Raw genomic sequence first — 25,012 nt, forward strand, 5'->3', positions numbered from 1 at the left:
CGCGTCATTCCACCTGATTGGCCGCCGCGCGAGCGGCACGACACAGTAAATCGGAACCGAGACCACGCAATGCCCTCTCGCCGAAAAGACGACCGCCGCCCTCCCCGACGTCCCCCCTCCCGGCCCCAGAAGGGCTCGCCCCCGGGCCGGGGCCCCAAGAGCGCCCCGGCCCCGGCCGCGCCGCCCAAGGCCCCCGCCACTCCCGCCCGCGTCAAGGCCCCCACGCCGCCCCCGGCGATGCTCCCCGCCCAACCCGGCCGGTGGCTGTGGACCTGCCGGGCGGGCTTCGAGGCCCATCTCTTCGAGGAACTGGCGTGGGCGGGAGCCTCCCCCCGGATGCTGGGCGAGGTGCTCGTGGAGAGCGCCGAGCGCCCCGAGGAGCCGCCCGTCTTCGCGCGGACCGGCATCCGCGTGCTCGCCACCCTGCCCTCCTCGACGCAGACCCTGGAGCAGAGCGCCGAGGCCATCACGGCCCGCGTCCTCTCGGCCCTTCCCAAGGGGACGCTCGTCCTCCAGTCGTTCACCCCGGACAGCCCCGCGGGCAACCGGCTCGCCGACGACGCGGACGCGCTGCTCGAGGCGGTGCGCGCCCGCCTGCCCGCGGAGCGGCTCCTCGAGGAGACCTGGCGCGCGCGGGAGGCCGGGGCCACGCTCGTGGAGCTGTGCGTGGCGCCCGGAGGCATCATCGTGGGCGAGGTGCACGCGCGCGAGGCGCTGTCCCTGTCCCCGGGCGGCCGGCAGCGCATGCGTCGGCCCACCGACTCGCCCTCGCGCGCGGCCATGAAGCTGGAGGAGGCGCTCGTCAACCTGCCCTACGAGCCCGGCCGCGGCGAGGTGTGCGTGGACCTGGGCGCCGCCCCCGGCGGGTGGACGCAGCGGCTGGTGGCCCGAGGCGCCCGGGTCATCGCCGTGGACCCCGCCAAGCTGATGCCCGAGCTGCTCCAGCAGCCCCGCGTGGAGCATGTCCAGGAGAGCGCCTTCGCCTATACCCCCGAGGAGCCCGTGGACTGGCTGTGCTGTGACATGGCGTGGCGGCCCCTCGAGGTCGCGCAGCTGCTCGCCAAGTGGGGCCGCCGGGGCTGGGCCAGCCACCTGGTGGCCAACATCAAGCTGCCCATGAAGGACAAGAACCCCATGCTCCTGCGCGTGCGCCACGTCCTCATCGAGGACGGGGGCTGGCAGGGGCTCACCATGCGCCAGCTCTACCACGACCGGGACGAGGTCACCGTCACCGCCCACCGCACCCTGTGAGCCGCGCCCCGGAAGGAAACGCCCATGCCCTACGCCCTCGATGAAGCCCTCGCCTCCGCGCTGGTGGCGCTCGACCCGCGCGCCGTGCGCCACGCGGCGGACCCCGTCCGCGACGCCGTCCAACGCCTGCTCCTCGAGGAGCACGCCCGCCGGGGCGTGCCGGATGCCACCGGCGCCCTGTCCTTCCGCGCCCTCACCCAGGGCGCGCTGCTTCAGGCGGAGTTCGACCTGTCCACCCACGCCCACCACGAGGGGTGGAGCGTGGGCGCGCTCGTCGTGGACGTGAAGGGGATGATCCACGTCAATGCCCGGCACGGCTTCCCCGTGGGCGACGCCTTCCTGCGCGCCGTGGTGGCCTCGCTCCAGGCCCAGGGGCCGGGCGCCCCGGTGGTGCGCCTGCAGGGGGACAACTTCGCGCTGCTCCTGGTGCCCTCCACGGGCCTGCGCATCGAGGACGTCGCGGAGGACACCGTGCGCGCCCGGCTCGCCCAGGACGTCCGCGCGAGCCTGCCCGAGGGCGCCGAGGTGCCCGGCTTCACGCTCGCGCGGCTGGCGCTCACCCTCGAGCAGCCCACCCACTGGCAGGTGCTCGGGCCCCTCGTCTGGGGCGAGCTCATGCGCGCCTATACCCTCGCCGAGCGCGGACAGGCCCCGGGGCTCCAGGAGCGACGGCTGCCGCTCGGCGGCTTCGTGCCCGAGCGCGACGCGTCCTGAGAAACGACGAAGGGGGCGAGACCTCTCGGTCCGCCCCCTCGTACGACGGCCCGGCGCGCGGGCCTACTCCTCGAGGATGAACTTGCGCGGGTTCTGCGGGATGCCGTTGACGCGCACTTCGTAGTGCAGGTGCGGACCCGTGGAGCGGCCCGTGTTGCCCACGTTGGCGATGAGCGCGCCGCGCTTCACCCGGTCGCCCGCCTTCACCAGCAGCTTGGACAGGTGGCCAAAGCGCGTCTTGATGCCGTAGCCGTGGTCGATGACGATCACGTTGCCGTAGCCGCCCTCGAGCCCCGAGAACACCACCGTGCCATCCGACGGCGCGCTGACTTCCTTGCCGTGCGGCGCCGCGATGTCCATGCCCGAGTGCCCCACCCGCTCCGCGGTGTAGGGGTCGAGCCGCTGGCCGAAGTCACTCGTCACCCAGCCACGCGTGGGCCACACGGACGGCGTGGAGGCCAGGAGCGACTTCTGATCCTGGAAGTAGGCCTGCAGCTCCTGCAGGCTCTGCTCCTGGCGCGTGGCCTCGGCGCTCAGCCGGTCCAGCTTGCCCGGCAGCGCCTTGGGCGACTCGAGCGTGCTCAGCTCGGTGAACTGCGTCTCCGCCACCGGCGCGCCCACCCCGGGCTCGCGCTCCACCGGGCCCATGGCCAGGTTGCGCTGTGGGTCGGACAAGAGGGTGATGGCGCGCAGCTTCTGGTCGAAGCGCTCCACGCGATCCAACGTGGAGCCGATGTGCTCGATGCGCTCGCGCACGGACTTGAGCTGCGTGCGCAGCGTCAGGTTCTCCTCGCGCAGGATGCGGTTTTCCGCCGCGTCCCGGGCCACCTGGAAGTAATGCAGGGAAGCACCCAGCGCCAGACCGGCCAGCAGGAACACCCCCGCGCCCACCTGCAGCATGAGCATCTTCGAGATGTTGAAGCGCCGGACCGGTGCGTTGTGGTCCGCGATCACCATCAGGGTGTAGGACTTTTTCGCCTTCGCCAATGCCTGCTCCTGTGTGCGACCCGCCACTCGGCGGGCGGACCAAGGGGGGGCCATCGCCACCCGCTCCTCCACCACCCACCCGCGCCGCCACCCGGTCCATCCTCGGCCATGCCCCCCGAAGGGCGCATGGGAATGCTTGGGGCAGCTAGCACCCCCCTTCTCGGGGTGTCAAGCCAGGAGACACACTGGAGCCGTTCCACTTACAGCCTCGTGAAACGATTCCAGTCGTCCGCCCGGAAGGGCCGCCCTCAAGTCGACATCTGCACGACGATGGCGGTGATGTTGTCATCACCGCCCCGCTCGTTGGCCAGGTCGATGAGGCGCTGGGGCACCTCCGCCAGCGAGGGGGCGCCCTGCACGACCTCGTGCAGTTCGCGATCCTCCACCATGTTGGCCAGGCCGTCCGAGCACAGCAGGAAGACATCCCCCGGCTCGGCCACCACGCCCATCACGTCGACCTGGACTTCCTCCTCGAAGCCCACCGAGCGCGTGATGATGTTCTTGTAGCGCGAGTGCTTGGCCTCCTCGGGGGTGATCATCCCGGCCTTGATCTGCTCGTTGACCAGGGAGTGGTCCTCGGAGACCTGCTGGATGAGGGGCCCGCGCACCAGATAGGCCCGGCTGTCACCCACGTGCGCGAAGAACGCGTGGTTGTCTCGCACGACGAGCGAGATGACCGTGGTGCCCATGCCGGACAGGCGCGGGTCCTCCTGCGCGGTGGTGAAGATGGCGAGGCACGCCCGCTCCACCGCCATGCGCAAGGCGTCTGGCAGGAGCGAGTCCTGCAGGTTGGGGCACGTGACGAACGGGTTGTCCCGGCCCTCACGCGCCCGACGGAGCTCCTTGTCGATGGTCTCGACGGCGATGCGCGAGGCGGTACCGCCCCCGGCATGACCACCCATACCATCCGCCACGACGTAGAGCTGGAGCTCGTCGTCGATGAGGAAGCTGTCTTCGTTATGGTTGCGCTTACGCCCCACATCCGTGAGGCCGGCCGAGACGACCTTCATGCGGGGTGCCGAGGTCTGCCCTGCGGTTCTGGACACGGGCCGAATGCTATGTGAGCGCTCGTGGCGGAAGCAAGGAGCCGTTGCATGCTGTTCGCTACGCGCTGCGGCGCAAACGGCCCCGGGCCCCCCCCTCCGGGGTGGGTTCCCGCCGTGTCCGGGGGTTGGTCGAGGCCCGCGAGGCCGAACGGACCAGGGCCTCGGCCGCGCTGAGCGCCTCGCGGGACACCTCCACGCCCGACATCATCCGCGCCAGTTCCTGGGTGCGCTCGGCCCCTGCCTCCAGGGCCACCACCTCGGACACCGTGCGCTCGCCCTTGAGCCCCTTGCGGATGAGCAGGTGCGCGTCCGAGTAGGCCGCCACCTGGGGCAGGTGGGTGATGCACAGCACCTGACGGTGGGTGCTCACGTCCTTGATCATCCGGCCCACCACGTCCGCGATGGCCCCGCTGACGCCCGCGTCCGCCTCGTCCAGGATGTAGCAGCCACACCCGTCACTGTCCGCCAGCGCACGTTTGAGGGCCAGCAGCAGGCGCGAGGCCTCTCCGCCCGAGGCCACCTTGGCCAGCGAGCGCGCGGGCTCGCCGGGGTTGGCGCTGAAGAAGAACTCCACCTCGTCCAGGCCCTCGGCCTTGAGCGCGGTGCCCGGCGTCACCTTCACCTCGAAGGCCGCCTTGCCCAGGGCCAGCATCCCCAGGCCCTCCCGCACCTGGGTGCCGAACGTGCCCGCGCAGGCCTGGCGCGCCCGGGACAGGGCCTCGCCACTGCGGCGCGCCTTGTCCTCCACCGCCTTGCGCTCGCGCGCCAGCTCCTCCAACACCTCCTGGCGGTTGTCCAGGGTGGACAGCTCCGTCTCCAGGGCGTCGCGCTTCTGCAGCACGCCGTCCAGGGAGCAGACGTGCTTGCGGCACAGGCGCTTGAGCGCGTCCAGCCGGTCCTCCACCTCCCCCAGCCGGGCGGGGTCCGACTCCAGCCCCTCCACGTACCGGTTGAGCCGCCGCTGCGCCTCTTCCAGTTCCGACAGGGCCGCGCCCAGGGACTGGGCCACCGGCGCCAGCGTGGCGTCCGTCCGGGCCGCGTCGTTCACCAGCCCCAGCGCCCGGCCCACCGTCTCCACGGCGCTCGACTCCTCGCCCCCGAGCAGCAGTTCCGCCTCGGCGCCTTGCCGCTTGAGCTTCTCCGAGCCCGCCAGCCGCTTGCGCTCGGCATCCAGCCGCGTGTCCTCCCCGGGCTGGGGGTCCAGCTTGGTGATCTCCTCCAGTTGGAAGCGCAGGAACTCGGCCCGCTCGCGCAGCCGGTTCTCGTCCCCGCCCAGCGCCTCCATGCGCTCGATCACGTCGGCCACGGCCGCGTAGTCACACATATAGGTGGACAGCTGCGACTCCAGCTGGCCGTACCGGTCGAGCAGCACGCGGTGCAGCCCGGCGTCGAAGAGGCTCACGTGCTCGTGCTGGCCCGCGATGTCCACCGCGCCGCGCATGAAGCGCGCCAGCACCCCCACCGTCACCATGGAGCCGTTGATGTAGGCCTTGGCCCGGCCACTGCGCCCCACCACCCGGCGCACCAGCACCTCGTCACCCAGGTCCGGCAGGCCCAGCTCCTCCAGGCGCGCGCCCAGGACGGGGGTGCGCTCGAACACGCCCTCCACCGAGGCCTCGTCGCACCCCGCCCGGATGGCGTCCGCGTCGGCGCGACCCCCGAGCAGCAGCCCCAGCGAATCCACCAGGATGGACTTGCCCGCGCCGGTCTCGCCCGTGAGCACGGTGAGCCCCGGCCCGAACGCCACCTCCACCTCCTCGATCACCGCCACATTCGAAATGCGCAAGCCCAGCAGCACGGAGCTCTCCCTCGCCAGTCCAGCTACAGCCCTGTAGCTGAACAACCTAGCAGTGGGCTCTGACACTGCACAAGCGTTCCGGCCCGAAGCCCGAGCGCTCGCTCGCACCCACGCGGGGTGAGGAAGAGCCCCGACACTTGGGGCTCCAGGGGGTTGGGGAGGGGACGGCGCGCTACTCGGGGTGGAAGAGGTCCACGAGGTCCTGCTCGGTCAGCATCTTACCGAAGTCGCTGTCGGCGCCCAGCACGCCCGCGGCCAGTTCCTTCTTGCGCTTCTGCAGGCTGAGGATCTTCTCCTCCACCGTGCCGCGGGTGATGAGCTTGTAGCTGATGACGGCGCGGGTCTGGCCGATGCGGTGCGTACGGTCCGTGGCCTGGTCCTCCACGGCGGGGTTCCACCACGGATCGTAGTGGATGACGTAGTCGGCCGCGGTGAGGTTGAGGCCGGTGCCACCCGCCTTGAGGCTGATGAAGAAGAGCGGCGGCCCGTCCGGACGGTTGAACTCGTCCACCTTGCCCATGCGGTCCTTGGTGCGGCCGTCCAGGTAGAGGTAGCCCATGCCCCGGCGATCCGCCTCGCCCTTGAGCAGCTCCAGCATCTCGGTGAACTGGCTGAAGACGAGCGCGCGGTGGCCCTCGGCGACCAGGTCCTCCACGAGCTGGCCGAAGCGCTCGAGCTTGGCGCTGGAGGGCAGGAGCGTGCCGGGCGGCATCTTGAGCAGGCGCGGATCGCAGCACACCTGACGCAGGCGCATGAGCGCGGCGAGGATGGACACGCGGCTCCTCTTGAAGCCCATCTTCTCGATGGACTCGTTCACCTTGCGGCGGCTCTCCTCCAGCACCTCGCGGTAGAGCGCCGCCTGACCGGGCTCCATCTCGCACCACGCCACGCTCTCCGTCTTGGGCGGCAGGTCCTTGGCCACCTCGGTCTTGAGCCGACGCAAGATGAAGGGCTGGATGCGGCGGCGCAGCCGGTCACGCACCGAGGTGTCGTTGGCCACCTGGATGGGCTGCTCGAAGCGGTCGCTGAAGCCCTCGGCGCTGCCGAGGAAGCCCGGCATGAGGAAGTCGAAGAGGCTCCACAGCTCGCTGAGCCGGTTCTCCAGCGGCGTGCCCGTGAGCGCCAGCCGCGTGTCGCTCGGCAGCGACTTGCAGGCCTGCGCCGTGGCGCTGTCCGCGTTCTTGATGTTCTGCGCCTCGTCCAGAATGATGTAGCGGAAGCCCACCTGGCTGAGCGCCTCCAGGTCGCGCCGCACGAGCGCGTAGGAGGTCAGCACCAGGTCCGAGCCCTTCAGGTCCTCCACCCGGTCCTTGCGGTCCTGGCCGTGCCACACCACGACCTTGAGGTCCGGCGTGAAGCGCTCGGCCTCGCGCTCCCAGTTGGCGAGCACGCTGGTGGGCGCCACCACGAGCGAGGGCTTGCGGCCCTCCTCGTTGGCCACCTTGCGCAACAGGCTCAAGGACTGGATCGTCTTGCCCAGACCCATGTCGTCCGCGAGGATGCCGGACAGGCCGTGGCGGTGCAGGAACCACAGCCACGCGAGGCCCGACTCCTGGTAGTGGCGCAGGGTGGCGTTGAGCCCCTCGGGCAGGGCCACCTTGGGCACGCCGTTGGTGTCGCGCAGCTCCGACATGGCCTTGCGCGCCTTGGTCTCCACCTCGGTGTAGTCGCCCAGCTCCGCGAGCAGGTCCAACGCCACGGCCTGGTGCAGGGGCAGGCGCGTGCGGGTGCGGCCCGGCAGGGCGCCCGCCTCCTCCAGGAGGTCCGCGGCGCGCTTGAGCTCGGCCAGGTCCGCCTCGGCGTAGGTGCCGTCCTTGAGCGGCACGAAGCGTCGGCCCGAGTCGAGCCACATGCGCACCGCGCCCAGGTCCACCGCCTGATCATCGGTGACGAACTCGGCGTCCAGCTCGAACCAACTCACCCCGCTCATGCCCACGCGGATGCGCGGCCGGAGCTTGGGGCGCAGGCGCACCTTGGGCGCCTGCACGCCAAAGCGCTCCCACGCGTCCGGCAGCGAGCCGAGCCCGCGGGCCCAGAACTCGATGGCCGCGTCCCCGCTCGCGTCGTAGGCGTGGGTGTGCGGATCGTAGCGCAGCCCCAGGTCCTGCAGGCGCTTGCCCGCGCCGCGCTCCTCCTCCTCGCGGCGCCGGTAGAGCTTGCGCCCCTCGCTGCCCACGCCGCTCGCGTAGCCCAGGTGCGAGGCCGTGGGGGACACCGCCACCGTGGTCTGCCCGTAGCGCGCGGCCAGCTGCACCTTCACGCGCTCGCTGGAGCCCTCCAGGGTGAGCAGGAAGCGCGGCTCGACGGACTCGTCCACGTCGATGTCGTCCGCCTTGAGCTGCATCTGGAAGCGCGGCAGGTGCGCGGCGAAGAACGTGAGCACCCGGTCGAGCTGGCCCGCGGGGAAGGCCATGGTGGGCTCGAGCAGCCACTTGCGCACGAGCCGAGGCGACAGGTCCGGCTCCACCGGCAGCAGGTTCTGGCCGGAGATGACATAGGTGCGCAGGCCCGCGAGCAGGATGGCGTCCTTGAGCGGCAGGCTCGTGCCATCCGGCATGAGCAGCTCCAGGCGCGCCGTGGCCCCGTCCTGACGCGACTCCAGGTGGATTTGAGGGCGCACGGGCTCGGTGGAGAACAAGAGCGGCGTGCCCCGGTAGATGACGCGGCGTGGGCGCAGGAACTCGAGCACCTCGCACAGGTCCTCGTCGGACAGCACGATGCGCGAGTCGTAGCGCTGCTCGTGCTTGGCCATGAGGCCGAAGATGCGCTCGTCCACCGCCGCCAAGCGCATGCCCGCCTGGAGCATGCGCTTGATGTGCACCGGGCCCTTCATCTGCGCGTCCTGGCGCCGCACGTCCACGAGCCAGTGCCGACCCCCGGGGCCCGCGTTGGACGGGGTGAGGCGGTAGAGGAACTCGTAGTCCGGCTGGGCGGACATGCCCAGCCAGCTCTCCACCTTGGCGAGCGCGGGCAGGCTCACCGCGTCCCCGAGCGGAGCCTCGTCGGCCATCGGGCCCTCGTCGGCCGGGGCGTCCGCCTCGTCCTCGGGGAAGGTGGGCGCGGGCGAGGCGGCGGTCATGGGGGCGGCGGCCACCGGAGCGGCCGCGGCGGCGGCGTTCATCGAGGCGCGCAGCCGGGCGGCGAAGATGAGCGCCGCGGCCACCACGTGCTCGCAGTGCGGACCCTGCACGTTCCACGCGCGGCAGGTGCACTTGGAGATGGGCTTGCCATCCCCCACGTCGAGGGTGACCTCGTAGCGCACCTCGGGGGAGGCGCCGCTGGCCACCTGGGCGCGGATGCGGTCTCCGTCCCGGTTGAGGCCGAAGACGCGGCGGGATTCCGCGACCTCACGGCCCTTCTTGAAGGTGGCGGGCTGGACCTCCGTCTTGAGGGCCCTCAGCCACTGGCCATCAATCGGGGGGGAAGCGTCTCGGGTGTCGGCGATGGAAGGCACGTTCGATCAGTCCTTCCCCCCGGGGCCAGGGGGAATCCATTCGATTAACACAGTCGGGGCCGCTTGCCTCGCGGGAAATGCGCGAAGCGCTGGCCCCCGGATGATTCGGGGACTTCCCCCCGCCCACGCGGGTTGTGCGAGCATGGGGGGTCGAGATGGAACGCACCCGACCCCCCCGTGTCTTCGTCACCCGACGACTTCCTGGCGAGGCCCTCGAGCGCCTGGCCGCCCGGGTCACACTGCGTGTATGGCCGGATCCCCTGCCCCCGCCCCGGGACGTGCTGCTCGCCGAGGCGCGTGAGGCCCATGGGCTCATCACCCTGCTGACCGACCGGGTGGACGAGGAGTTGCTCGCCCAGGCGCCCCACCTGCGGGTCGTGAGCAACGTGGCGGTGGGACACGACAACATCGACGTGGCGGCCTGCAACGCCCGGCGCATCCCCGTGGGCAACACGCCCGGCGTGCTCACGGAGACGACGGCGGACTTCGCCTTCGCGCTGCTCATGGGGCTGGCGCGGCGCGTGGCCGAGGCGGACGCGTACGTGCGCGCCGGCCACTGGCGCACCTGGGAGCCCGGACTCCTGCTGGGCACGGATCTGCACGGCGCCACCCTGGGGCTCGTGGGGCTGGGGGCCATTGGCGCCGCGGTGGCCCGGCGCGCGCGGGGCTTCGGCATGCGGGTGTTGTACGTGAGCCGCCACGCCCGGCCGGACCTGGAGGCGGCGCTGGGCGTGGTGCGCGTGGACAAGGGGCGGCTGCTCACCGAGTCGGACTTCATCTCCCTGCACGTGCCGCTCAACGCGGGCACGCGCCACTGGCTGGGCCGCGCGGAGTTCGCCGCCATGAAGCCCGGCGCCCTGCTGGTGAACACCGCCCGCGGCCCGGTGGTGGACCAGGCCGCGCTCGTGGAGTCCCTGGAGCGCGGCCACCTGGGCGGCGCCGCCCTGGACGTGACCGACCCGGAGCCCCTGCCCCCGGACAGCCCCCTCTTGCGCCTGCCGCGCGTGCTGCTCGCCCCCCACATCGCCAGCGCCAGCCACACCACCCGCGGCCGCATGGCCTCCATGGCCGTGGACAACCTCATGGCCGCCCTGCAGGGCCGCCGCCTCCCGCACTGCGTCAACCGGGAGTTCTTCCCCTGAGCGCCCCCGCTGGTTGACGGCGCCCGGGTCCGGGTTTATAGGTTGTTTGACCAACCTACCCAGGAGCCCGGATGGCCCGGCCATCGAACACGGAGGAGCGGCGGCGGCAGATCGTCCAGGGCCTGCTGCGGGTCATGGCCGAGCGCGGCTACGAGCGGGCCTCCATCGCGGAGATCGCCCGCGCCGCGGGGCTCAGTCCGGGGCTGGTGCACTACCACTTCACCCAGAAGCAGGAGGTGCTGCTGGCGCTGGTGGAGCAGTTGGCGGCGAGGAGCGTGGAGCGGCTGCGCACGCGGCTGGAGCGCACGCGCGCGGGGCCCCGGGCCCGGGTGGAGGCGTTCATCGACGCCTTCCTCGCCACGGGCGAGGACGCGGACCCGGACGCGGTGGCCGCCTGGGTGACCATCAGCGCCGAGGCGGTGCGCCAGCCCGAGGTGCGCGCGCTCTACCAGCAGGTGGTGCGCGCGGACCTGGGCCAGTTGGAGGAGCTCGTCGGCGCGGTCATCGGCCGGCGGCGGGCCCGGGCGGTCGCCGCGGGCCTCTTCGCCACCATCCAGGGCTACTTCGTGCTCGCCGCGGCGTCCCCGGAGCTGATTCCCGCCGGCAGCGCGGCGGACCTCGTCAAACGCATGGCCGCGGGGCTGTTCGACGCGGCGGGAGAATCGGAGGCAGTCCCATGACCATCGCCGTCTACGCCGGCAGCTTCGATCCGGTGACCGCCGGACACCTGTCCATCCTGTGCCAGGCCACGCGCCTGTTCGGCCACGTGGTGATGGTGGTGGCGCACAACCCCGACAAGCGCACGCTGCTCACCGCGCCCGAGCGCGTGGAGCTGCTGCGCGAGGTGGTGGCGCACCACCCCAACGTCACCGTGGCCAGCACGGACGGGCTCATCGTGGAGTACGCGCGCCGCATCGGCGCGAGCGTGCTCCTGCGCGGGGTGCGCGGGGCCACGGATGCCCAGTTCGAGACGACCCTCGCCCAGGCCAACCGGGCGCTCGCCCCCGAGCTGTCCACGCTCTTCCTGCCCGCCGAGTCGCACCTGGCCGAGGTGAGCAGCAGCCGCCTCAAGGAGAAGCTGGCGCGCGGCGAGGACGTGTCCGACTTCTGTCCGCCCGCGGTGGTGGCCCGGCTGCGCCAGCACCTCGCGTCTCCCCTGCCCTCCTCGACTCCCACCTCCCCGAGCGCCCCATGAGCCTGTCCTTCGTCACCCTCGGCGTGGGCGATGCCTTCTCCGCCCTCTACTACTCCACGTGCCTGGCGCTCGAGGCCGAGGGGCAGGTGCTGCTCGTGGACTGCCCCCACCCCATCCGCAAGATGATGCGCGAGGCCAGCCTCACCTCCGGCGTGCCGCTGGACGTGGACCGCGTGGCGGGGCTCGTGCTCACCCACCTGCACGCCGACCACAGCTCGGGCGTGGAGGGGCTCGGCTACTTCTCCTTCTTCGTGCTCAAGCGGAAGCTCAAGCTGCTCGCCCACCCCCTGGTGACCGCGCGGCTGTGGGAGGGCCACTTGGCCGCGGGCATGGAAGATCTCATCCGCACCCCGGGTGGCGAGCCCGAGCGCCACGGCTTCGACGACTACTTCGAGCCCCTGGCGCTCTCCACCGAGACGGCCGTGCGCTTCGGCCCGTTCTCCATCGAGTGCCGCCGCACCTACCACCACGTGCCCACCATGGCCCTGCGCATCCGCGCTGGCGGGCGCTGCCTCGGCCACAGCGCGGACACCGCCTACGACGAGGGCCTCATCGACTGGCTGTCCGAGGCGGACCTGGTGGTGCACGAGACGAACTACGGCGTGCACACGCCCTACGAGAAGCTCGCCGCCCTGCCCGCGGCCACCCGGGCGAAGATGCGGCTCATCCACTACCCGGACGCGTTCGACCTCGGGGCGAGCAACATCGAGCCGCTCGTCCAGGGCCGACGTTACGAAGTCTGAACGCGGCGCGGCAGCACGCGCGGTGCGGGCGGGCCGCCGGGGGGCCACGGGTCCGTCGCCACCCCGGGGGGCGAGAGGGGAAGCCGGGGGCGCCCACCCCGTCCGCGAAAGCGCACGAGGAGGAGTGCACGGGCGCGCGGGACGTGAAAGATTCGTGACCTCGACGAATCGCCCATGTCCTTTCCGCGCCGCCCCCTGAGCCCCCTCGCCCCGCTGCTCGCCACCCTGTTGTTGGGCGGGTGTGCCCTCTTCACGGGACGCACGTCCCCGTCCGATGAGGCCGGAGACGTCACGCAGGAGGACGAGCCCACCGTCACGGTCACGCTCCTGCACGTCAACGACGTGTACCAGTTCATGCCGGTGGACTTCGGCGCCCGGGGCGGGCTCGCGCGGCTGTCCACGCTGCGCAAGCGCATGCTCGCCGAGTCCCCGAACACGCTGTTCCTCATGGCCGGCGACACGCTGGGGCCCTCGGTGGAGTCCACCGTCTACAAGGGCAAGCAGATGATCGACGCGTGGAACGCGCTGGGCGTGGACTACGCGGTGCTCGGCAACCACGAGTTCGACTTCGGGCCGGACGTGCTGCGCCAGCGCATCCGCGAGTCGCGCTTCACGTGGCTGGGCGCCAACGTCATGGACAAGGAGACGCGCCGGCCCTTCGGCGACACGCCCCCCTTCGTCATCCGCGACGTGGGCGGCGTGAAGGTGGGCCTGTTCGGCGTGCTCCTGGGCAAGACGAAGTACAGCTCCAAGCCCGGCCCGGACGTGTACTTCACCGACACCTGCCAGAAGGCGCGCGAGCTCGTGCCGCAGATGAAGGCCCAGGGCGCCCAGGTCATCATCGGGCTGACCCACCTGTTCGTCGCCGAGGACAAGGTGCTCGCGCGCTGCGCGCCCATCGATCTCATCATCGGCGGCCACGAGCACGTGATGATGCAGGCGGTGAGCAACGGCACGCCCATCGTGAAGATGTCCTCCGAGGCGCGCGAGCTCGGCCGGGTCACCCTGCACGTGGGCACCCGCAGCGGCAAGCTCAAGAGCATGGACTTCGACATGACGCCGGTCACGCCCGACATCCCCGAGGACGCGGCTTTCGCCGCCGCCATGCGCCCCTACGACACGATGATGGCCGAGCTGTCCGAGCCCGTGGGCCGCACCAACGTGCCGCTCGACGCCGTCGAGGACAACAACCGCACCCAGGAGACCAACCTCGGCTCGTTCATCGCGGACGCCTACCGCCAGGCGGCCGGCGCCGAGGTGGCCCTCATCAACGGCGGCGCCATCCGCTCGGACTCGGTGCTCCGCCCCGGCCCCCTCACCCGCCGGGACGTGCTCGCCATCCACCCCTTCCCCGACTCGGTGGTGAGCATCGAGGTGACGGGCGCCACCCTCCACCAGGCGCTGGAGAACGGCGTGAGCCGCAGCGCCGAGGAGGCCGGCCCGGGACGCTTCCCCCAGGTGTCCGGCATCGCCTACGCCTTCGACGTGTGCCGCCCCCCGGGCGAGCGCGTGCTCAACGTGCGCGTGAACGGCGAGCCGCTGGATCCCCGGCGCACCTACACGCTCGCCACCAACTCGTTCCTCTCGGGCGGCGGCGACGGCTACACCATGTTCAAGGGGGCCCACTACCGCCTGCAGCCCAAGCAGGGGCCCACCACGCAGGAAGTGCTGCGCTCGGCCTTCGCCGCGCGGCCCATCGACGCCACGAAGGATGGCCGCATCGAGCGGCTGCACGCGGGCACGCCGGACCTCACCACGAGCAACGACGGCATCCTCGACTGCCCCACGCTGCCCGCCCGGGCCTCGCACTGAGCGGCCGGGGCTACGCCCACCCACGCAGCCGGTAGACGAAGCGGCCGAACAGCTCGCGCAGCGCGTCCGAGCCCGCCGACAGGTTGGACGCCCGGGGCTGCCACCAGCCCGTGTGCGGGTAGAAGCCGTGCGCGCGCACGTCCACGGCGAGCGTGTCCGGGTGCAGGCCCACCGCCTCGAAGGTGCCCCGGGCCCGCGGCAGGTGCGCCGCGCTCGTCACCAACAAGAGCCGCGTCCAGCCCCGCTCGCGGATGAGCCGCTCGGACTCCAGCGCGTTCTCCCGGGTGTTGCGGCTGCGCGTCTCGCGAACGATCCGCTCGGGGGCGATGCCCCACAGCTCCAACTGCCGCCCGAGGATGTCCGCCTCCACCAGGGCCCCGGGCCGCGTGTCCAACGTGCCGCCGGACAAGAGCACCGACCCCGCCCGCCCGCTCCGGAGCAGCTCGAAGCCCCGGAGCACGCGCTCCACCGCGGGCGTGTACTCGGGCAGCCCCGAGCGCTCCGAGGCATCCGCGTCCACCATGCCCCCGAGCACGATGACCGCGTCGTACACGCGGCCCTCCTGGTAGGTGGACACCGCGTCCGCCTCCACCCAGCGCTGCAGCAGGTTGGCCACCGGCTCGGTGGAGAACAGGTAGAGCACCAGGCCCCCGAGCACCTGCAGCCCCGTGGCCAGCCGCGCCCGCCCGCGGCGCACGAGCCCGCCCGCGGCCAAGAGCAGCAGGCCCCAGGACAGCGGCGCGAGCAGGAGATCCAGCAGCTTGGAGAGGAAGAGGAACATGGGCGCGGGCCTAGCGCTCGCCCCAGTGCAGCTTCTTGCGCAGGATGGAGAAGTAGCCCACGCCCGGATCGCGCACGAGTTGCACCCGGTGGGGCGAGCGCACCACCTCGATGCTGTCGCCGCACTGCAGGCCGTGGCCCGTCTGCCCGTCCAGGGTGAGGAAGGTGTCCGCCGTCTCGCTGCACAGGGTGACGCGGATGGTGCGGTCCGCTGGGACGAGGGTGGAGCGGTGCGTGAGCGCGTGCGAGCAGATGGGGGTGAGCACGGTGCAGTCCACCGAGGGGTGCACGATGGGCCCGCCCGCCGACAGCGAATAGGCCGTGGAGCCCGTGGGCGTGGCGAGGATGACGCCGTCCGCCTTGTACGTGGCCACGGGGACGCCGTCGATGGACACCTCGTGGTCCGCCACGCGCGCGAGCGCCCCCTTGTTGATGACCACGTCGTTGAGCACCTCGTCGTGCATCAGCACCTTGTCGCCCCGGATGAGGCGGCAGGTGAGCTTCATGCGCGACTCGGACTTGAAGCGCCCGGCGAGCACCTCCTCCAGCGCCGGGAAGAGCCCGTCCGCCGGAATCTCCGTCAGGAAGCCCAGCGAGCCCAGGTTCACCCCGAGGATGGGCACGGGGTGGCCCCCGAGCAGCCGCGCCGCGTGGATGAGGGTGCCGTCCCCTCCGAGCACCACCACCAGGTCCGCCCGGGTGGCCAGGTCCCGGTCCTCCACCCGCGGCCAGCCGAGGGTGTGGGCCAGCAAGCGGTCGCCCATCACCTCCAGGGCCGGGTAGCGCTCGCGGATGCGGGCGGCCAGCTCCGTGGCCTCGGGCTTGTCCTTCTTGGCGACGAGTAGCAGGGTCTGCACGATAGGCTGGGGTTGTAGATCACCCGGCCCGGCGCGCGCTGGAGGAAATGGTCACTTCGACGCCCGCTGGACACGAGCGCCCCCTTCCGGGAGCGCCCCAAGGAGCTCCATGGACCTCTTCGACCATGCCGGCCGCCAGGACGCGGCCACCCTGGCCCCGCTCGCCGAGCGCCTGCGCCCCACCCGGCTGGAGGACTTCGTCGGCCAGGAGCACCTCACCGGCGAGGGCCGCTTCCTGCGCCGCGCCATCCAGCACGACCAGGTGCCCTCGCTCATCCTCTGGGGCCCCCCGGGCACGGGCAAGACGACGCTCGCCCACCTCATCGCCCACTCCACGGGCGCCGCCTTCGAGTCCCTGTCCGCGGTGCTCTCCGGGGTGAAGGAAATCCGCGAGACGGTGGCGCGCGCCCAGGAGCGCTGGAAGATGCGCCGCCAGCGCACCCTGCTCTTCGTGGATGAAATCCACCGCTTCAACAAGGGCCAGCAGGACGCGCTCCTGCCCCACGTGGAGAAGGGCACGCTCACGCTCATCGGCGCCACCACGGAGAACCCCTCCTTCGAGCTCAACGCGGCGCTCCTGTCGCGCACGCGGGTCATCACCCTGCGCGGGCTGGAGGAGGAGGAGCTGGTGGCGCTCCTGCGCCGGGCGGTGGCGGACCCCAAGGGGCTCGCGGGCAAGGTGGCGGTGGACGACGCGGCGCTCGCCTTCATCGTCCAGGCCTCGGGGGGCGACGCGCGCAAGGCCCTCACGGCGCTGGAGGCGGCGGCGGCGCACGGCGGCACCCGGGTGGACAAGGCCACGGCCGAGGAGGCCCTGCAGCACAAGGCGCTGCTCTACGACAAGGCGGGCGAGGAGCACTACACCGTCGTGAGCGCCTTCATCAAATCCATGCGCGGCTCGGACGTGGACGCGGCGCTCTACTGGATGACCCGCATGCTGGAGGCGGGAGAGGATCCGGTCTTCATCTTCCGGCGCATGGTGATCTTCGCCTCGGAGGACGTGGGCAACGCGGACCCGCGGGCGCTGGGCGTGGCGGTGGACGCGCTGCGGGCCTTCGAGCTGATGGGCCTGCCCGAGGGCACCCTGCCCCTCACCCAGGCGGTGACGTACCTGGCGCTCGCGCCCAAGTCCAACGCCGTGCTCACCGCCTACGCCGCGGCGCGCGCGGCCGTCACCGAGCGCGGCGCCCTGCCCGTGCCGCCCCACCTGCGCAACGCCCATACGAAGTTGACCAAGTCCCTCGGCTACGGCGCGGGCTACAAGTACCCGCACAACTTCGAGGGCAACTACGTGCCCGAGCAGTACCTGCCCGAGCCGCTCCAGGGCAGCCGCTTCTACACCCCCACGCGCAACGGCTTCGAGCGGGAGATGGCCGAGCGCTACGAGGAGATCCGCCGTCAGGTGGAGGGCCGCCCACGCGAGCCCGGTGAAGAGGGCTAGGGACGCGGGCTAGGGACTAGGAGGCCGCGTCCAGGGCATCGTCGTCGTCGCCGTCCTTGGAGCGCTTCATGGAGCGGCCGGCCACCTCGTACTGCTTGAGCAGGCGGCGGAAGTTGGAGCGATCCACGCCGGCGGCGCGCGCGGCGCTGGAGACGTTGTGGTTGTGCTTCTCGAGCAGCGCGGTGAGGTAGCGCCGCTCGAAGGCGCGCATGGCCAGGCGCTTGGCCTGGGCATAGGGCAGGTGCGCGAGGCTGAACACCTCCACCTGGGCTCCGGCCTGGGGCGCCTCCTGGAAGCCCGGCGGCAGGTCGTCCGTGTCCAGCACCTCCTTGGAGGTGAGCACCACGGCGCGCTCGATGACGTTCTCCAGCTCGCGCACGTTGCCCATCCACCGGTTGCAGGTGAGGGCCTCCAGGGCGCGGGGCGTGAAGCCCGTCACGCGCTTGCCCGCCTTGGCGGTGTAGAGCTTGAGGAAGTGGTGCGTGAGCAGCGGCACGTCCTCGGGGCGATCGCGCAGGGGCGGCAGGTCGATGGTGATGACGTTGAGCCGGTAGAAGAGATCCTCGCGGAACTTGCCCTCTTCCTTGGCGCGGCTCAGGTCCACGTGCGTGGCGGCGATGACACGCACGTCCACCTTCACCGGCTCGTTGGCGCCCACGCGCTTGACCTCGCCCTCCTGGAGCACGCGAAGCAGGCGCACCTGGGTGGCGGGCGGCACGTCGCCGATCTCGTCGAGGAAGATGGTGCCGCCGTCGGCCGCCTCGAAGAAGCCCTTCTTGTTGTAGGTGGCGCCCGTGAAGCTGCCCTTCACGTGACCGAACAGCTCCGCGTCCAGGAGCGTGTCCGTCAGGGCCGAGCAGTTCACCGCGATGAAGGGCTTGTCCTTGCGCGCGCTGCGGTAGTGGATGGCGCGCGCCACGAGCTCCTTGCCCGTGCCGCTCTCGCCCTGGATGAGCACCGTGGCCGTGGAGTGGCTCACCGTCTCCACCAGCTTGAACACGGCGCGCATCTGCGAGGACTGGCCCACCAGGTCCTCGAACTGGTTGCGCGCGCTGAGCGCCTCCTCCAGCGCCCGGGCCCTGTCGCGCAGGGACTTGCGCTCGGCGGCCTTGGCCACCGTCATGCTCACTTCGTCGATGTTCTCGAAGGGCTTGGTGAGGTAGTCGTACGCGCCGGCCTTGACCGCCTCCACCGCCGTCTCCACGGTGGCGAACGCGGTCATCATGATGACCTCCACGTCCGAGCGCGCCGCCTTGATGCCGCGCAACAGGTCCATGCCGGACAGGTTGGGCATCTTGATGTCCAGCACGGCCACGTCGATGGACGGATCCTTCGCCGCGGTCAGCCCCTCCACCGCGTCATCGATGGAGACGACCTGATAGCCCTCGCGGGTGAGGATGGACGTCACGGCCTTGAGGACGATCTGATCGTCATCCACGACCAGGACCTTGGCGCGCTTGGGAGCGGGGGTGGTGGGTGACGGACTCACGGCAACCTCTCGAGCTGCAGGGGAATGGGGATGTACACGGTGAAGCGGGAGCCCTCACCCATCTGGGTGTCCACCTTGAAGATGCCCCCGTGGTCCTCGACGATCCGGTAGGCGATCGCCAGGCCCAGGCCCGTGCCCTGGCCCGGGGGCTTGGTGGTGAACGAGGGTTCGAAGATGCGCGTGAGGTAGCGCTCCTCGATGCCACTGCCCGTATCGGCGACGCGGAAGAAGCATCGGTCCTCTTCCCTCCCCGTCTCCAAGGTCAGCATTCCTCCCGAGGGCGGAAGGGCGTGCAGACCGTTCTGCAAGAGGTTGAGCATCACCTGCGACAATTGTCCGGGGTCTCCGAACAGCTCCGGCAGATGGGGCTCGAGCCGCAGCTCCATGCGCACCTTGGGGTACGACTTGAGCTGCGCGCCGAAGAGCACCGCCGAGTCCTCCGCGCACTTGGTGAGCTGGAAGGGCCGGCGATCCTCGGTCCGACTGTGACGGCTGAACTTGAGCAGGCTCTCCACGATGCGCTTGCAGCGCAGCGCGCTCTCCTCGATGAGCCCCAAGGACTCCAGGTCCGCGGGGTCTCGGCCCTCGTCGCGCTTCATCAACTGCGCGAAGGCGAGGATGCCGCCCAGCGGGTTGTTGATCTCGTGCGCCACGCCGCCGGCGAGCTGACCCACCGCCGCCATCTTCTCCGTCTCGATGAACCGGCGGGTCATCTCCCGCTCGTCCGTGATGTCCCGGTACGCGCACACCGCGCGGCCCTCGCCCGTGAGCGGGTAGGCGGACATGGCGTACACCCGGCCCCGGCCGTGGATCTCCGCGCGGCTGCCCCGGGCGTGCTCCACCGCCGCGGGCAGCGGGCAGTTGGGGCAGGGCTGATCCCGGTCGAAGAGCAGCTTGTGACACAGCTGCTCGGAGCCCTCCTCGCTCAGGGGCTCCTTGAGCCGGTCCCCCGCGAGCTCCAGGTAGGCCCGGTTGGCGCGGCGCACCCCGTAGTCCTGGCGCACCACCGCCAGGGGCGTGTCCATGGAGTCGAACGACAGCTCCCACTCACGCTTGGCCTGGCTCAAGAGGTGCGTGCGCAGCGCCACGCGCGTCTCCAGCTCCGCGTTGAGCCGGCGCAACTCGTCGTTCTGCTGCTGGGTGACCCGCAGCAGCCGCTCGTTCTCCGCCTGCAGGGCGTACTGCTCGAAGGCGCTCTTGACCGTGAGCACCAGATGGCTGTCGTTCCACGGCTTGGAGATGAAGCGGAAGATCTCCGAGCGGTTGATGGCCTCCTCGATGGCCTGTTGGTCCGCCTGTCCCGTGAGCATGATGCGCTGGGCGCGGGGTACCTGCGCCTTCACGCGGCTGAGGAACTCCACGCCGTTCATGCCCGGCATGCGGAAGTCCGAGATGACCACCTCGGGCGTGAAACGCTCCAGGGCCTTGAGGCCCTCCTCCGCATCGGAGGCCGTCTCGATCTGCCAATCACCACGACGGAGCACCCGACGGATCGACTTCAGGATGTACTCCTCGTCGTCCACCAGCAGCAGCCGCCCGCGTGGCACCGCTCCCTGTGTCTGCGCCAGTTCCAGTGGATACCTCGTCCTGGGTCCGAAGACCCCAGGGTTTGCAATGACGCTGCCAACGTGCAGCGACTCGCAAACCGCCCTGATACCGGGTGGTTCCGTACCCGGGGACCGGTCCCACCCTGGGTCGAGCTATACCCCGACCCCCAAATCGGGTCAATAGTGACCCACCGCGCACCGCCCGGAAGGGAGCTAGCGAGGAACGGGCCGCTCGGTGGACGAGAGGGCCGTGTGCACACACACGCGATTACGGCCCTCGTGCTTGGCCCGGTAGAGCGACTCGTCCGCGGAGCGCACGAGCTGGTCGGCGCTGCCCACCGCGTGGTGGGGGAACGAGGAGACGCCCACGGAGGCCGTGACGCGCAGGGTGCGCTCGGGGCCGGTGCGCAGCGTGGCCATCTCGCGCCAGACGCGCTCGGCCACGGTGAGCGCGCCGGCCAGGGGCGTGCGCGGCAGCAGGATGGCGAACTCCTCGCCGCCGTAGCGCGCGAGCAGGTCCGTCTCGCGCACGCCGCGCTGCAGTTGGGCCGCCACGTCGCGCAGCACGATGTCTCCCACCTGGTGGCCGTGCGTGTCGTTGAAGCTCTTGAAGTGATCCAGGTCGATGAGGATGAGCGACAGCGGATCGTCGTAGCGCTGGGCGCGCCGGAACTCCTCGCGCAGCCGGTCCTGGAAGTAGCGGTGGTTGTGCACCTGCGTGAGTCCATCCGTGATGGACAAACGTTCCAGCGCGTTCACGCGGGTCATCAGCGCATCCAGCCGCGCGCGGTCCTGGATGCAGCGGACCATGCGTGCTTGGAGCTCCTCGGGATCCACCGGCGTGCGCACCACCTCCGCGCCCAAGCGCAGCGCGGCGAGCATCGCGGCGCGCTCCTCGGCGGGCACCAGCGCGATGAGCGAGGGGCCACTGCCCTCGTCATCTCGCGCCATCAGGTGTTGAAGCAACGCGCGCGAAGGACTTCCCGGTGGCCCCAACACGAGCAACACCAGATGTGCTTCGGGCAGCAACCGTTGGGCCTCCGCGCCCGCGGACACCAACCGGATGGCGAAGCCGTCCTGTTCCAACATGCCCACGAGTTCCGCCTGCCGAGCGGGAAACTCGTCCACCAGCAGAATGAGGCGCCTGTCTCCCACATCCACCCTCGGAACGAACGTAAGCCAGCGACGCTATCACGCCGGGGCGAGGCTCCGCGACCGTTGGATTGCACTCGCCCCGCGATGTTTGATACCTGCCGCCTGCCCGCGTCCCCCAACGCGGACCTTTCGTCGAGGTTTTTCGTGGGCACTGCACCCAGCATCAGTCTTTTCTTCCCCGCCTGGAACGAGGAGGACTACGTCGAGCGCTCGGTGATGCGCGCCCTCGAGGTCCTCCCCCGCCTGACGGACGATTTCGAGATCATCGTCGTCAACGATGCGTCCACCGACCGCACCCAGGCCATCTGCGAGGAGCTCGCGGCGCGCATCCCCCAGTTTCGTTTCGTCACCCACCCGGTGAACCTCAAGCTCGGTGGCGCCATGCGCACCGGCCTGTCCGCGTCCACCAAGGACGTGGTCGTGTACTCGGACATCGACCTGCCCTTCGATCTCAAGGAGCTGGAGCGGGCGCTGCACCTGATGAAGTACCTGGAAGCGGACATGATCTGCGCCTTCCGCTTCGACCGCACGAGCGAGGGGCCCAAGCGCATCGCCTACTCGTTCGCCTACAACCTGCTCATCCGCACGCTGTTCGGTGTCCACATGAAGGACATCAACTTCAGCTTCAAGGTGATGCACCGCCGGGTGCTGGAGTCGGTGGAGCTCAACAGCCAGGGCTCGTTCATCGACGCGGAGCTGGTGGTGAAGGCCATCCACCAGGGCTTCAAGGTCTTCCAGATGGGCGTGGACTACTTCCCGCGCACGCGCGGCGTCTCCACGCTGTCCTCGCCCGCCGTCATCCTCAAGATGGTGCGCGAGCTGAGCAAGCTCTACCCGGAGACGCGCTGGCCGCAGGCGACCCAGCGGCCCGTGCGCCTGCCCCCCTCCGTGGCCCCGCTGCACGGCGTGGCGCGCGAGAAGACGTCCACCTCCGGGTGAGGCCGGTGACGCGCACGCGCCTCATCGTCAACGCGGACGACCTCGGGCTGCACCCCGCGCTGGACACGGGCATCCTCCGGGCCCATCGCGAGGGCATCGTCACCAGCGCCACCCTGCTCGTCATGGGGCCCGGCGCGCCCGAGGCCGTGGCGCGCGCCCGGGAGCAGGGGCTCGCCCTGGGCGTGCACCTGGCCTTGTCCACCCGGCTGGCCCCCGCGGCCGACCCCGCGCACGTGCCCACCGTGGCCCCCGGCGGACGGCTGCGCGCGAGCTGGGCCGACTTCGCCCGGGCGTGGCTCACGGGCCAGGTGCGCGGCGAGGAGCTGGAGCGGGAGCTCGCCGCGCAGCTCGCCCGCGCGCGGGCCCTGGGCGCCCCCGTGGACCACCTGGATGCCCACCAGCACCTGCACCTGCTGCCCGGCGTGCGGCCCCGCGTGGAGGCCCTCGCCCGGCGCGAGGGACTGCCCGTGCGCTGGCCGGATCGCCTGCCCCGACCGTCGTGGTGGCGCACGCCCGGCCCCGCGGTGAAGACGACCCTGCTCACGCTGCTCGCCCGGAGCGCGCCGCGCGCCGCCTCGGGCGTGCGGCGCGTGAGCGCGGGCGGCGTGTTCGAGGCGGGCCAGCTCTCCGAGTCCACCCTGCTCGCCCTGCTCGAGCGCCTGCCCGCGGGGGACTTCGAGCTGGGGTGTCACCCCGGCGAGGGCCATCCCCACGTGCCCGAGGATCCGGCGTGGACGTACGGCTGGCAGTCGGAGTTGGACGCGCTCACCAGCCCCCGCGTCCGCGCCCGACTGAAGGACGTCGGCGTGGAGCTGACCACCTACGGCGCGTTGTCCGCCACGTAGAGGATGTGGGGCGTGGTGTAGCCCACGCCCAGCGCCACCGTCTCGCGGGGGATGAAGCCCGTGTCCCGCAGCACGCCGAGCACCGTCTCGCGCGGCTGCAGCACCAGGTCACCCCCCGCCTGGGTGCGGCCGAGCGCCTTCACCATCACCCACTCCTGCGCGAGGCACTTGCGGTGCTTCCAGGAGCCATCCCCCTCGGCCTCCTTCAAGAGCAGCCGTCCGCCGGGCCGCAGCAGGCGGCGCGCCGCGCCGAGGAAGTCGCCCCAGCGCTCCACGGGCAGCAGGTACAGCACGTCACACACCACCACGGTGTCGAACTGGCCGGCCAGCTGCTCGGCGAGCGAGTCCACGCCCCCCTCCTCCACCGTCACATGGGACAGCCGACCCGGGCCCTGGCGCGCCCAGGCCACCTTGCGGGGGTCAGGATCGACCCCATGCACCCGCCGACGAGAATCCCCGAGGGCGAGCAGCGCGGTGAGCAGGCCATGGCCGCAGCCCACATCGGCCACGGCGCCCCCGGGCGGCACACGGGCGGCCACGGCTTCCAGGGGCGCGGAGAAGGCGCGGGCCTGGACGTGGAAGCGCTCGGCGGGGGGCAGGCGGGAGAAGAGGGCCAGGGCGGCGGAGAGGGGTGCGTTCACGAGAGGTAGTAGTCCAGCCCGAAGGCGGCGGAGAGGAGGACGAGGCAGAGCGAGCTCGCGGCGAGGATGCCGTGGCGCCACCGGGGGCGCTCGCGCAGCAGCATCGCGAGGGTGAGGAAGAGTGGGAAGGCGGACAGGAGGTAGCGCCCCATGCCCATGAAGTCCTTCGTGGACACGGTGGGCAGGCCGACCATGACGGCGCAGAACGCGCCATAGCCCCAGCCCAGGCGCTTGAGCGTGGGCCACAGCAGGGCGAGCGCCCCCACGCTCAGCGCCGCGTGCAGGCAGATGAACACGACGTAGTCCGTCGTGGACTGGGGCGACATCAGGGTCTTGAAGAAGGACACCTTGAGCCACGAGCGCCAGCCGGGCACCTGGCCCCAGGCCGACTGCACCTTCACGAAGGCGAGCGGCTCGTGGAAGCTCCACTGCAGGTAGGCCATGTAGGCCACGAAGCCGAGCGCGGACAGGACGGGCAGCGCGTCCAGGGCCGTCCAGCGCTCGCCCCGCTCGCGCTTCCACTCGAGCCGACGCACCAGCAGGCCCACCACCACCGCGGGCGCCACGGGCCGCGCCGCCGTGGCCAGCGCCCCCAGGAGCACCGCCGTGCCCAGGTGCCCCTTCTCCAACAGGCAGAACGCCCCCACCACCATCAGGATGAAGAGCGCATCGGAGTACATGACCCCGTAGAGGAAGAAGGTGAACGGGTAGAGCGCGAAGAGCAGCGCCGCCTGGAAGGCGGTGTCCGCGTCCGTGCGCATGCGGGCCCAGGACAAGAAGAGCATCACGGACAGCGGCCCACACACCAGCGTCACCAGGATGCCGGCATGCCGCACGTCGGGCACCAGCGCGTGCAGGCCCCGGACGGCGAGCGGATAGAGCGGGAAGAAGGCCACCGCGCTCTGCTCGCCCGGACGGTAGAAGTAGCCGTTCTCGACGATGTACTGGTACCAGCCCGAGTCATAGGCATACCACCCCCCCAGCACGTAGCCGAGCACGCCCTGTTCGGGGCCCGGCGGCGTCTTGTGGTGTTGGTAGTACCACTCGCCCACGCCCGCGGCCGCGGCGCAGACGACGAGCGCGGCCAGGATGACGAGGGCGAGGACCCGGTAGGGAGCGCGGTGCATGGCGCAGGCTTCATCGAGAAGCGTCCGGGGGTCAAGGAGGACCGCGCCG

General features: G+C 71.2%; 21 protein-coding genes. 10 read left to right on the forward strand and 11 right to left on the reverse strand.

From position 1 onward, the window contains the following. Positions 1 to 69: 69 nt before the first annotated feature. Both rlmM and I3V78_RS31165 read left to right on the forward strand, forming a co-directional pair. Positions 70 to 1,251, forward strand: a complete 1,182-nt coding sequence (gene rlmM, locus I3V78_RS31160; RefSeq protein WP_239576790.1) for a 23S rRNA (cytidine(2498)-2'-O)-methyltransferase RlmM — start codon at positions 70 to 72, stop codon at positions 1,249 to 1,251. Between the two features lie 24 nt (positions 1,252 to 1,275). Continuing rightward, entirely contained in the window at positions 1,276 to 1,965 is a 690-nt protein-coding gene (locus I3V78_RS31165) for a diguanylate cyclase domain-containing protein (RefSeq protein ID WP_204493199.1), read from the forward strand. Between the two features lie 63 nt (positions 1,966 to 2,028). Here I3V78_RS31165 and I3V78_RS31170 read toward each other — a convergent pair whose 3' ends face one another. The 4 genes from I3V78_RS31170 to I3V78_RS31185 form a co-directional block, all read right to left on the reverse strand. Beyond that, a complete protein-coding gene (locus tag I3V78_RS31170; RefSeq protein ID WP_204496864.1) occupies positions 2,029 to 2,922 on the reverse strand; it encodes a M23 family metallopeptidase in 894 nt (297 codons plus the stop codon). A gap of 278 nt (positions 2,923 to 3,200) precedes the next feature. Then, positions 3,201 to 3,962 carry a Stp1/IreP family PP2C-type Ser/Thr phosphatase gene (locus I3V78_RS31175; RefSeq protein WP_204493201.1) on the reverse strand — a complete coding sequence of 254 codons (762 nt, stop codon included), beginning with the start codon at positions 3,960 to 3,962 and terminating at the stop codon, positions 3,201 to 3,203. Positions 3,963 to 4,056: 94 nt separating this feature from the next. Continuing rightward, positions 4,057 to 5,796: a DNA repair protein RecN gene (gene recN / locus I3V78_RS31180; RefSeq protein ID WP_204493204.1), complete on the reverse strand. Its 1,740-nt coding sequence runs from the start codon at positions 5,794 to 5,796 to the stop codon at positions 4,057 to 4,059. A 172-nt stretch (positions 5,797 to 5,968) separates the two neighbouring features. Continuing rightward, entirely contained in the window at positions 5,969 to 9,250 is a 3,282-nt protein-coding gene (locus tag I3V78_RS31185) for an SNF2-related protein (RefSeq protein WP_204493206.1), read from the reverse strand. Between the two features lie 155 nt (positions 9,251 to 9,405). On the opposite strand from I3V78_RS31185, the gene I3V78_RS31190 reads away from it, so the two are divergent. From I3V78_RS31190 to I3V78_RS31210, 5 genes are all read left to right on the forward strand, one after another. Then, positions 9,406 to 10,392: a 2-hydroxyacid dehydrogenase gene (locus I3V78_RS31190; protein WP_204493208.1), complete on the forward strand. Its 987-nt coding sequence runs from the start codon at positions 9,406 to 9,408 to the stop codon at positions 10,390 to 10,392. 71 nt (positions 10,393 to 10,463) lie between these two features. Then, the gene (locus I3V78_RS31195) at positions 10,464 to 11,072 is read left to right on the forward strand and encodes a TetR/AcrR family transcriptional regulator (protein ID WP_204493211.1); all 609 of its coding nucleotides are present in this window, start codon (positions 10,464 to 10,466) and stop codon (positions 11,070 to 11,072) included. Next, positions 11,069 to 11,587 carry a pantetheine-phosphate adenylyltransferase gene (coaD, locus tag I3V78_RS31200; protein WP_204493213.1) on the forward strand — a complete coding sequence of 173 codons (519 nt, stop codon included), beginning with the start codon at positions 11,069 to 11,071 and terminating at the stop codon, positions 11,585 to 11,587. Before I3V78_RS31195 ends, coaD begins: the two co-directional genes overlap by 4 nt. After that, on the forward strand, positions 11,584 to 12,330 hold the full coding sequence (locus I3V78_RS31205; RefSeq protein ID WP_204493216.1) for an MBL fold metallo-hydrolase: 747 nt from the start codon (positions 11,584 to 11,586) through the stop codon (positions 12,328 to 12,330). The genes coaD and I3V78_RS31205 overlap by 4 nt, the downstream gene beginning before the upstream one ends. Positions 12,331 to 12,504: 174 nt before the next feature. Next, positions 12,505 to 14,142, forward strand: coding sequence for a bifunctional metallophosphatase/5'-nucleotidase (locus tag I3V78_RS31210; RefSeq protein ID WP_204493219.1), 1,638 nt, complete (start codon positions 12,505 to 12,507; stop codon positions 14,140 to 14,142). Between the two features lie 10 nt (positions 14,143 to 14,152). Here I3V78_RS31210 and I3V78_RS31215 read toward each other — a convergent pair whose 3' ends face one another. Together I3V78_RS31215 and I3V78_RS31220 are read right to left on the reverse strand one after the other, a co-directional pair. Next, positions 14,153 to 14,923 (reverse strand): YdcF family protein, encoded by a 771-nt coding sequence (locus I3V78_RS31215; protein ID WP_204493221.1) that lies wholly within the window; start codon positions 14,921 to 14,923, stop codon positions 14,153 to 14,155. A gap of 10 nt (positions 14,924 to 14,933) precedes the next feature. Continuing rightward, positions 14,934 to 15,779 (reverse strand): NAD(+)/NADH kinase, encoded by an 846-nt coding sequence (locus I3V78_RS31220; protein ID WP_204493223.1) that lies wholly within the window; start codon positions 15,777 to 15,779, stop codon positions 14,934 to 14,936. A 109-nt stretch (positions 15,780 to 15,888) separates the two neighbouring features. Here I3V78_RS31220 and I3V78_RS31225 point away from each other — a divergent pair, with 109 nt between their 5' ends. Further along, positions 15,889 to 17,220: a replication-associated recombination protein A gene (locus I3V78_RS31225; RefSeq protein WP_204493226.1), complete on the forward strand. Its 1,332-nt coding sequence runs from the start codon at positions 15,889 to 15,891 to the stop codon at positions 17,218 to 17,220. 16 nt (positions 17,221 to 17,236) lie between these two features. On the opposite strand, the gene I3V78_RS31230 is transcribed toward I3V78_RS31225, so the two are convergent. The 3 genes from I3V78_RS31230 to I3V78_RS31240 form a co-directional block, all read right to left on the reverse strand. After that, the gene (locus I3V78_RS31230) at positions 17,237 to 18,709 is read right to left on the reverse strand and encodes a sigma 54-interacting transcriptional regulator (RefSeq protein ID WP_204493228.1); all 1,473 of its coding nucleotides are present in this window, start codon (positions 18,707 to 18,709) and stop codon (positions 17,237 to 17,239) included. Continuing rightward, on the reverse strand, positions 18,706 to 20,256 hold the full coding sequence (locus I3V78_RS31235) for a response regulator (protein WP_204493231.1): 1,551 nt from the start codon (positions 20,254 to 20,256) through the stop codon (positions 18,706 to 18,708). Before I3V78_RS31235 ends, I3V78_RS31230 begins: the two co-directional genes overlap by 4 nt. 213 nt (positions 20,257 to 20,469) lie before the next feature. Then, the gene (locus I3V78_RS31240; RefSeq protein WP_239576792.1) at positions 20,470 to 21,345 is read right to left on the reverse strand and encodes a diguanylate cyclase; all 876 of its coding nucleotides are present in this window, start codon (positions 21,343 to 21,345) and stop codon (positions 20,470 to 20,472) included. Between the two features lie 210 nt (positions 21,346 to 21,555). On the opposite strand from I3V78_RS31240, the gene I3V78_RS31245 reads away from it, so the two are divergent. Then, on the forward strand, positions 21,556 to 22,350 hold the full coding sequence (locus I3V78_RS31245; RefSeq protein ID WP_204493234.1) for a glycosyltransferase: 795 nt from the start codon (positions 21,556 to 21,558) through the stop codon (positions 22,348 to 22,350). A gap of 5 nt (positions 22,351 to 22,355) precedes the next feature. Beyond that, positions 22,356 to 23,195, forward strand: coding sequence for a ChbG/HpnK family deacetylase (locus I3V78_RS31250; protein ID WP_338023798.1), 840 nt, complete (start codon positions 22,356 to 22,358; stop codon positions 23,193 to 23,195). On the opposite strand, the gene I3V78_RS31255 is transcribed toward I3V78_RS31250, so the two are convergent. Both I3V78_RS31255 and I3V78_RS31260 read right to left on the reverse strand, forming a co-directional pair. Next, positions 23,171 to 23,836, reverse strand: coding sequence for a methyltransferase domain-containing protein (locus tag I3V78_RS31255; protein ID WP_204493239.1), 666 nt, complete (start codon positions 23,834 to 23,836; stop codon positions 23,171 to 23,173). The two genes, I3V78_RS31250 and I3V78_RS31255, sit on opposite strands and share 25 nt — an antisense overlap. Further along, a complete protein-coding gene (locus tag I3V78_RS31260; RefSeq protein ID WP_204493241.1) occupies positions 23,833 to 24,963 on the reverse strand; it encodes a mannosyltransferase family protein in 1,131 nt (376 codons plus the stop codon). The genes I3V78_RS31255 and I3V78_RS31260 overlap by 4 nt, the downstream gene beginning before the upstream one ends. Positions 24,964 to 25,012 lie beyond the last annotated feature (49 nt).

This window comes from Archangium primigenium (genome assembly GCF_016904885.1).
Lineage (GTDB): Bacteria > Myxococcota > Myxococcia > Myxococcales > Myxococcaceae > Cystobacter > Cystobacter primigenius.

Bases quoted from the DNA above. Each gene is read 5' to 3' on its own strand.
- rlmM (WP_239576790.1), top strand. From the start codon at position 70: ATGCCCTCTCGCCGAAAAGACGACCGCCGCCCTCCCCGACGTCCCCCC.
- I3V78_RS31165 (WP_204493199.1), top strand. From the start codon at position 1,276: ATGCCCTACGCCCTCGATGAAGCCCTCGCCTCCGCGCTGGTGGCGCTC.
- I3V78_RS31170 (WP_204496864.1), bottom strand. From the start codon at position 2,922: ATGGTGATCGCGGACCACAACGCACCGGTCCGGCGCTTCAACATCTCG.
- I3V78_RS31175 (WP_204493201.1), bottom strand. From the start codon at position 3,962: ATGAAGGTCGTCTCGGCCGGCCTCACGGATGTGGGGCGTAAGCGCAAC.
- I3V78_RS31190 (WP_204493208.1), top strand. From the start codon at position 9,406: ATGGAACGCACCCGACCCCCCCGTGTCTTCGTCACCCGACGACTTCCT.
- I3V78_RS31195 (WP_204493211.1), top strand. From the start codon at position 10,464: ATGGCCCGGCCATCGAACACGGAGGAGCGGCGGCGGCAGATCGTCCAG.
- coaD (WP_204493213.1), top strand. From the start codon at position 11,069: ATGACCATCGCCGTCTACGCCGGCAGCTTCGATCCGGTGACCGCCGGA.
- I3V78_RS31205 (WP_204493216.1), top strand. From the start codon at position 11,584: ATGAGCCTGTCCTTCGTCACCCTCGGCGTGGGCGATGCCTTCTCCGCC.
- I3V78_RS31210 (WP_204493219.1), top strand. From the start codon at position 12,505: ATGTCCTTTCCGCGCCGCCCCCTGAGCCCCCTCGCCCCGCTGCTCGCC.
- I3V78_RS31215 (WP_204493221.1), bottom strand. From the start codon at position 14,923: ATGTTCCTCTTCCTCTCCAAGCTGCTGGATCTCCTGCTCGCGCCGCTG.
- I3V78_RS31225 (WP_204493226.1), top strand. From the start codon at position 15,889: ATGGACCTCTTCGACCATGCCGGCCGCCAGGACGCGGCCACCCTGGCC.
- I3V78_RS31240 (WP_239576792.1), bottom strand. From the start codon at position 21,345: ATGTTGGAACAGGACGGCTTCGCCATCCGGTTGGTGTCCGCGGGCGCG.
- I3V78_RS31260 (WP_204493241.1), bottom strand. From the start codon at position 24,963: ATGCACCGCGCTCCCTACCGGGTCCTCGCCCTCGTCATCCTGGCCGCG.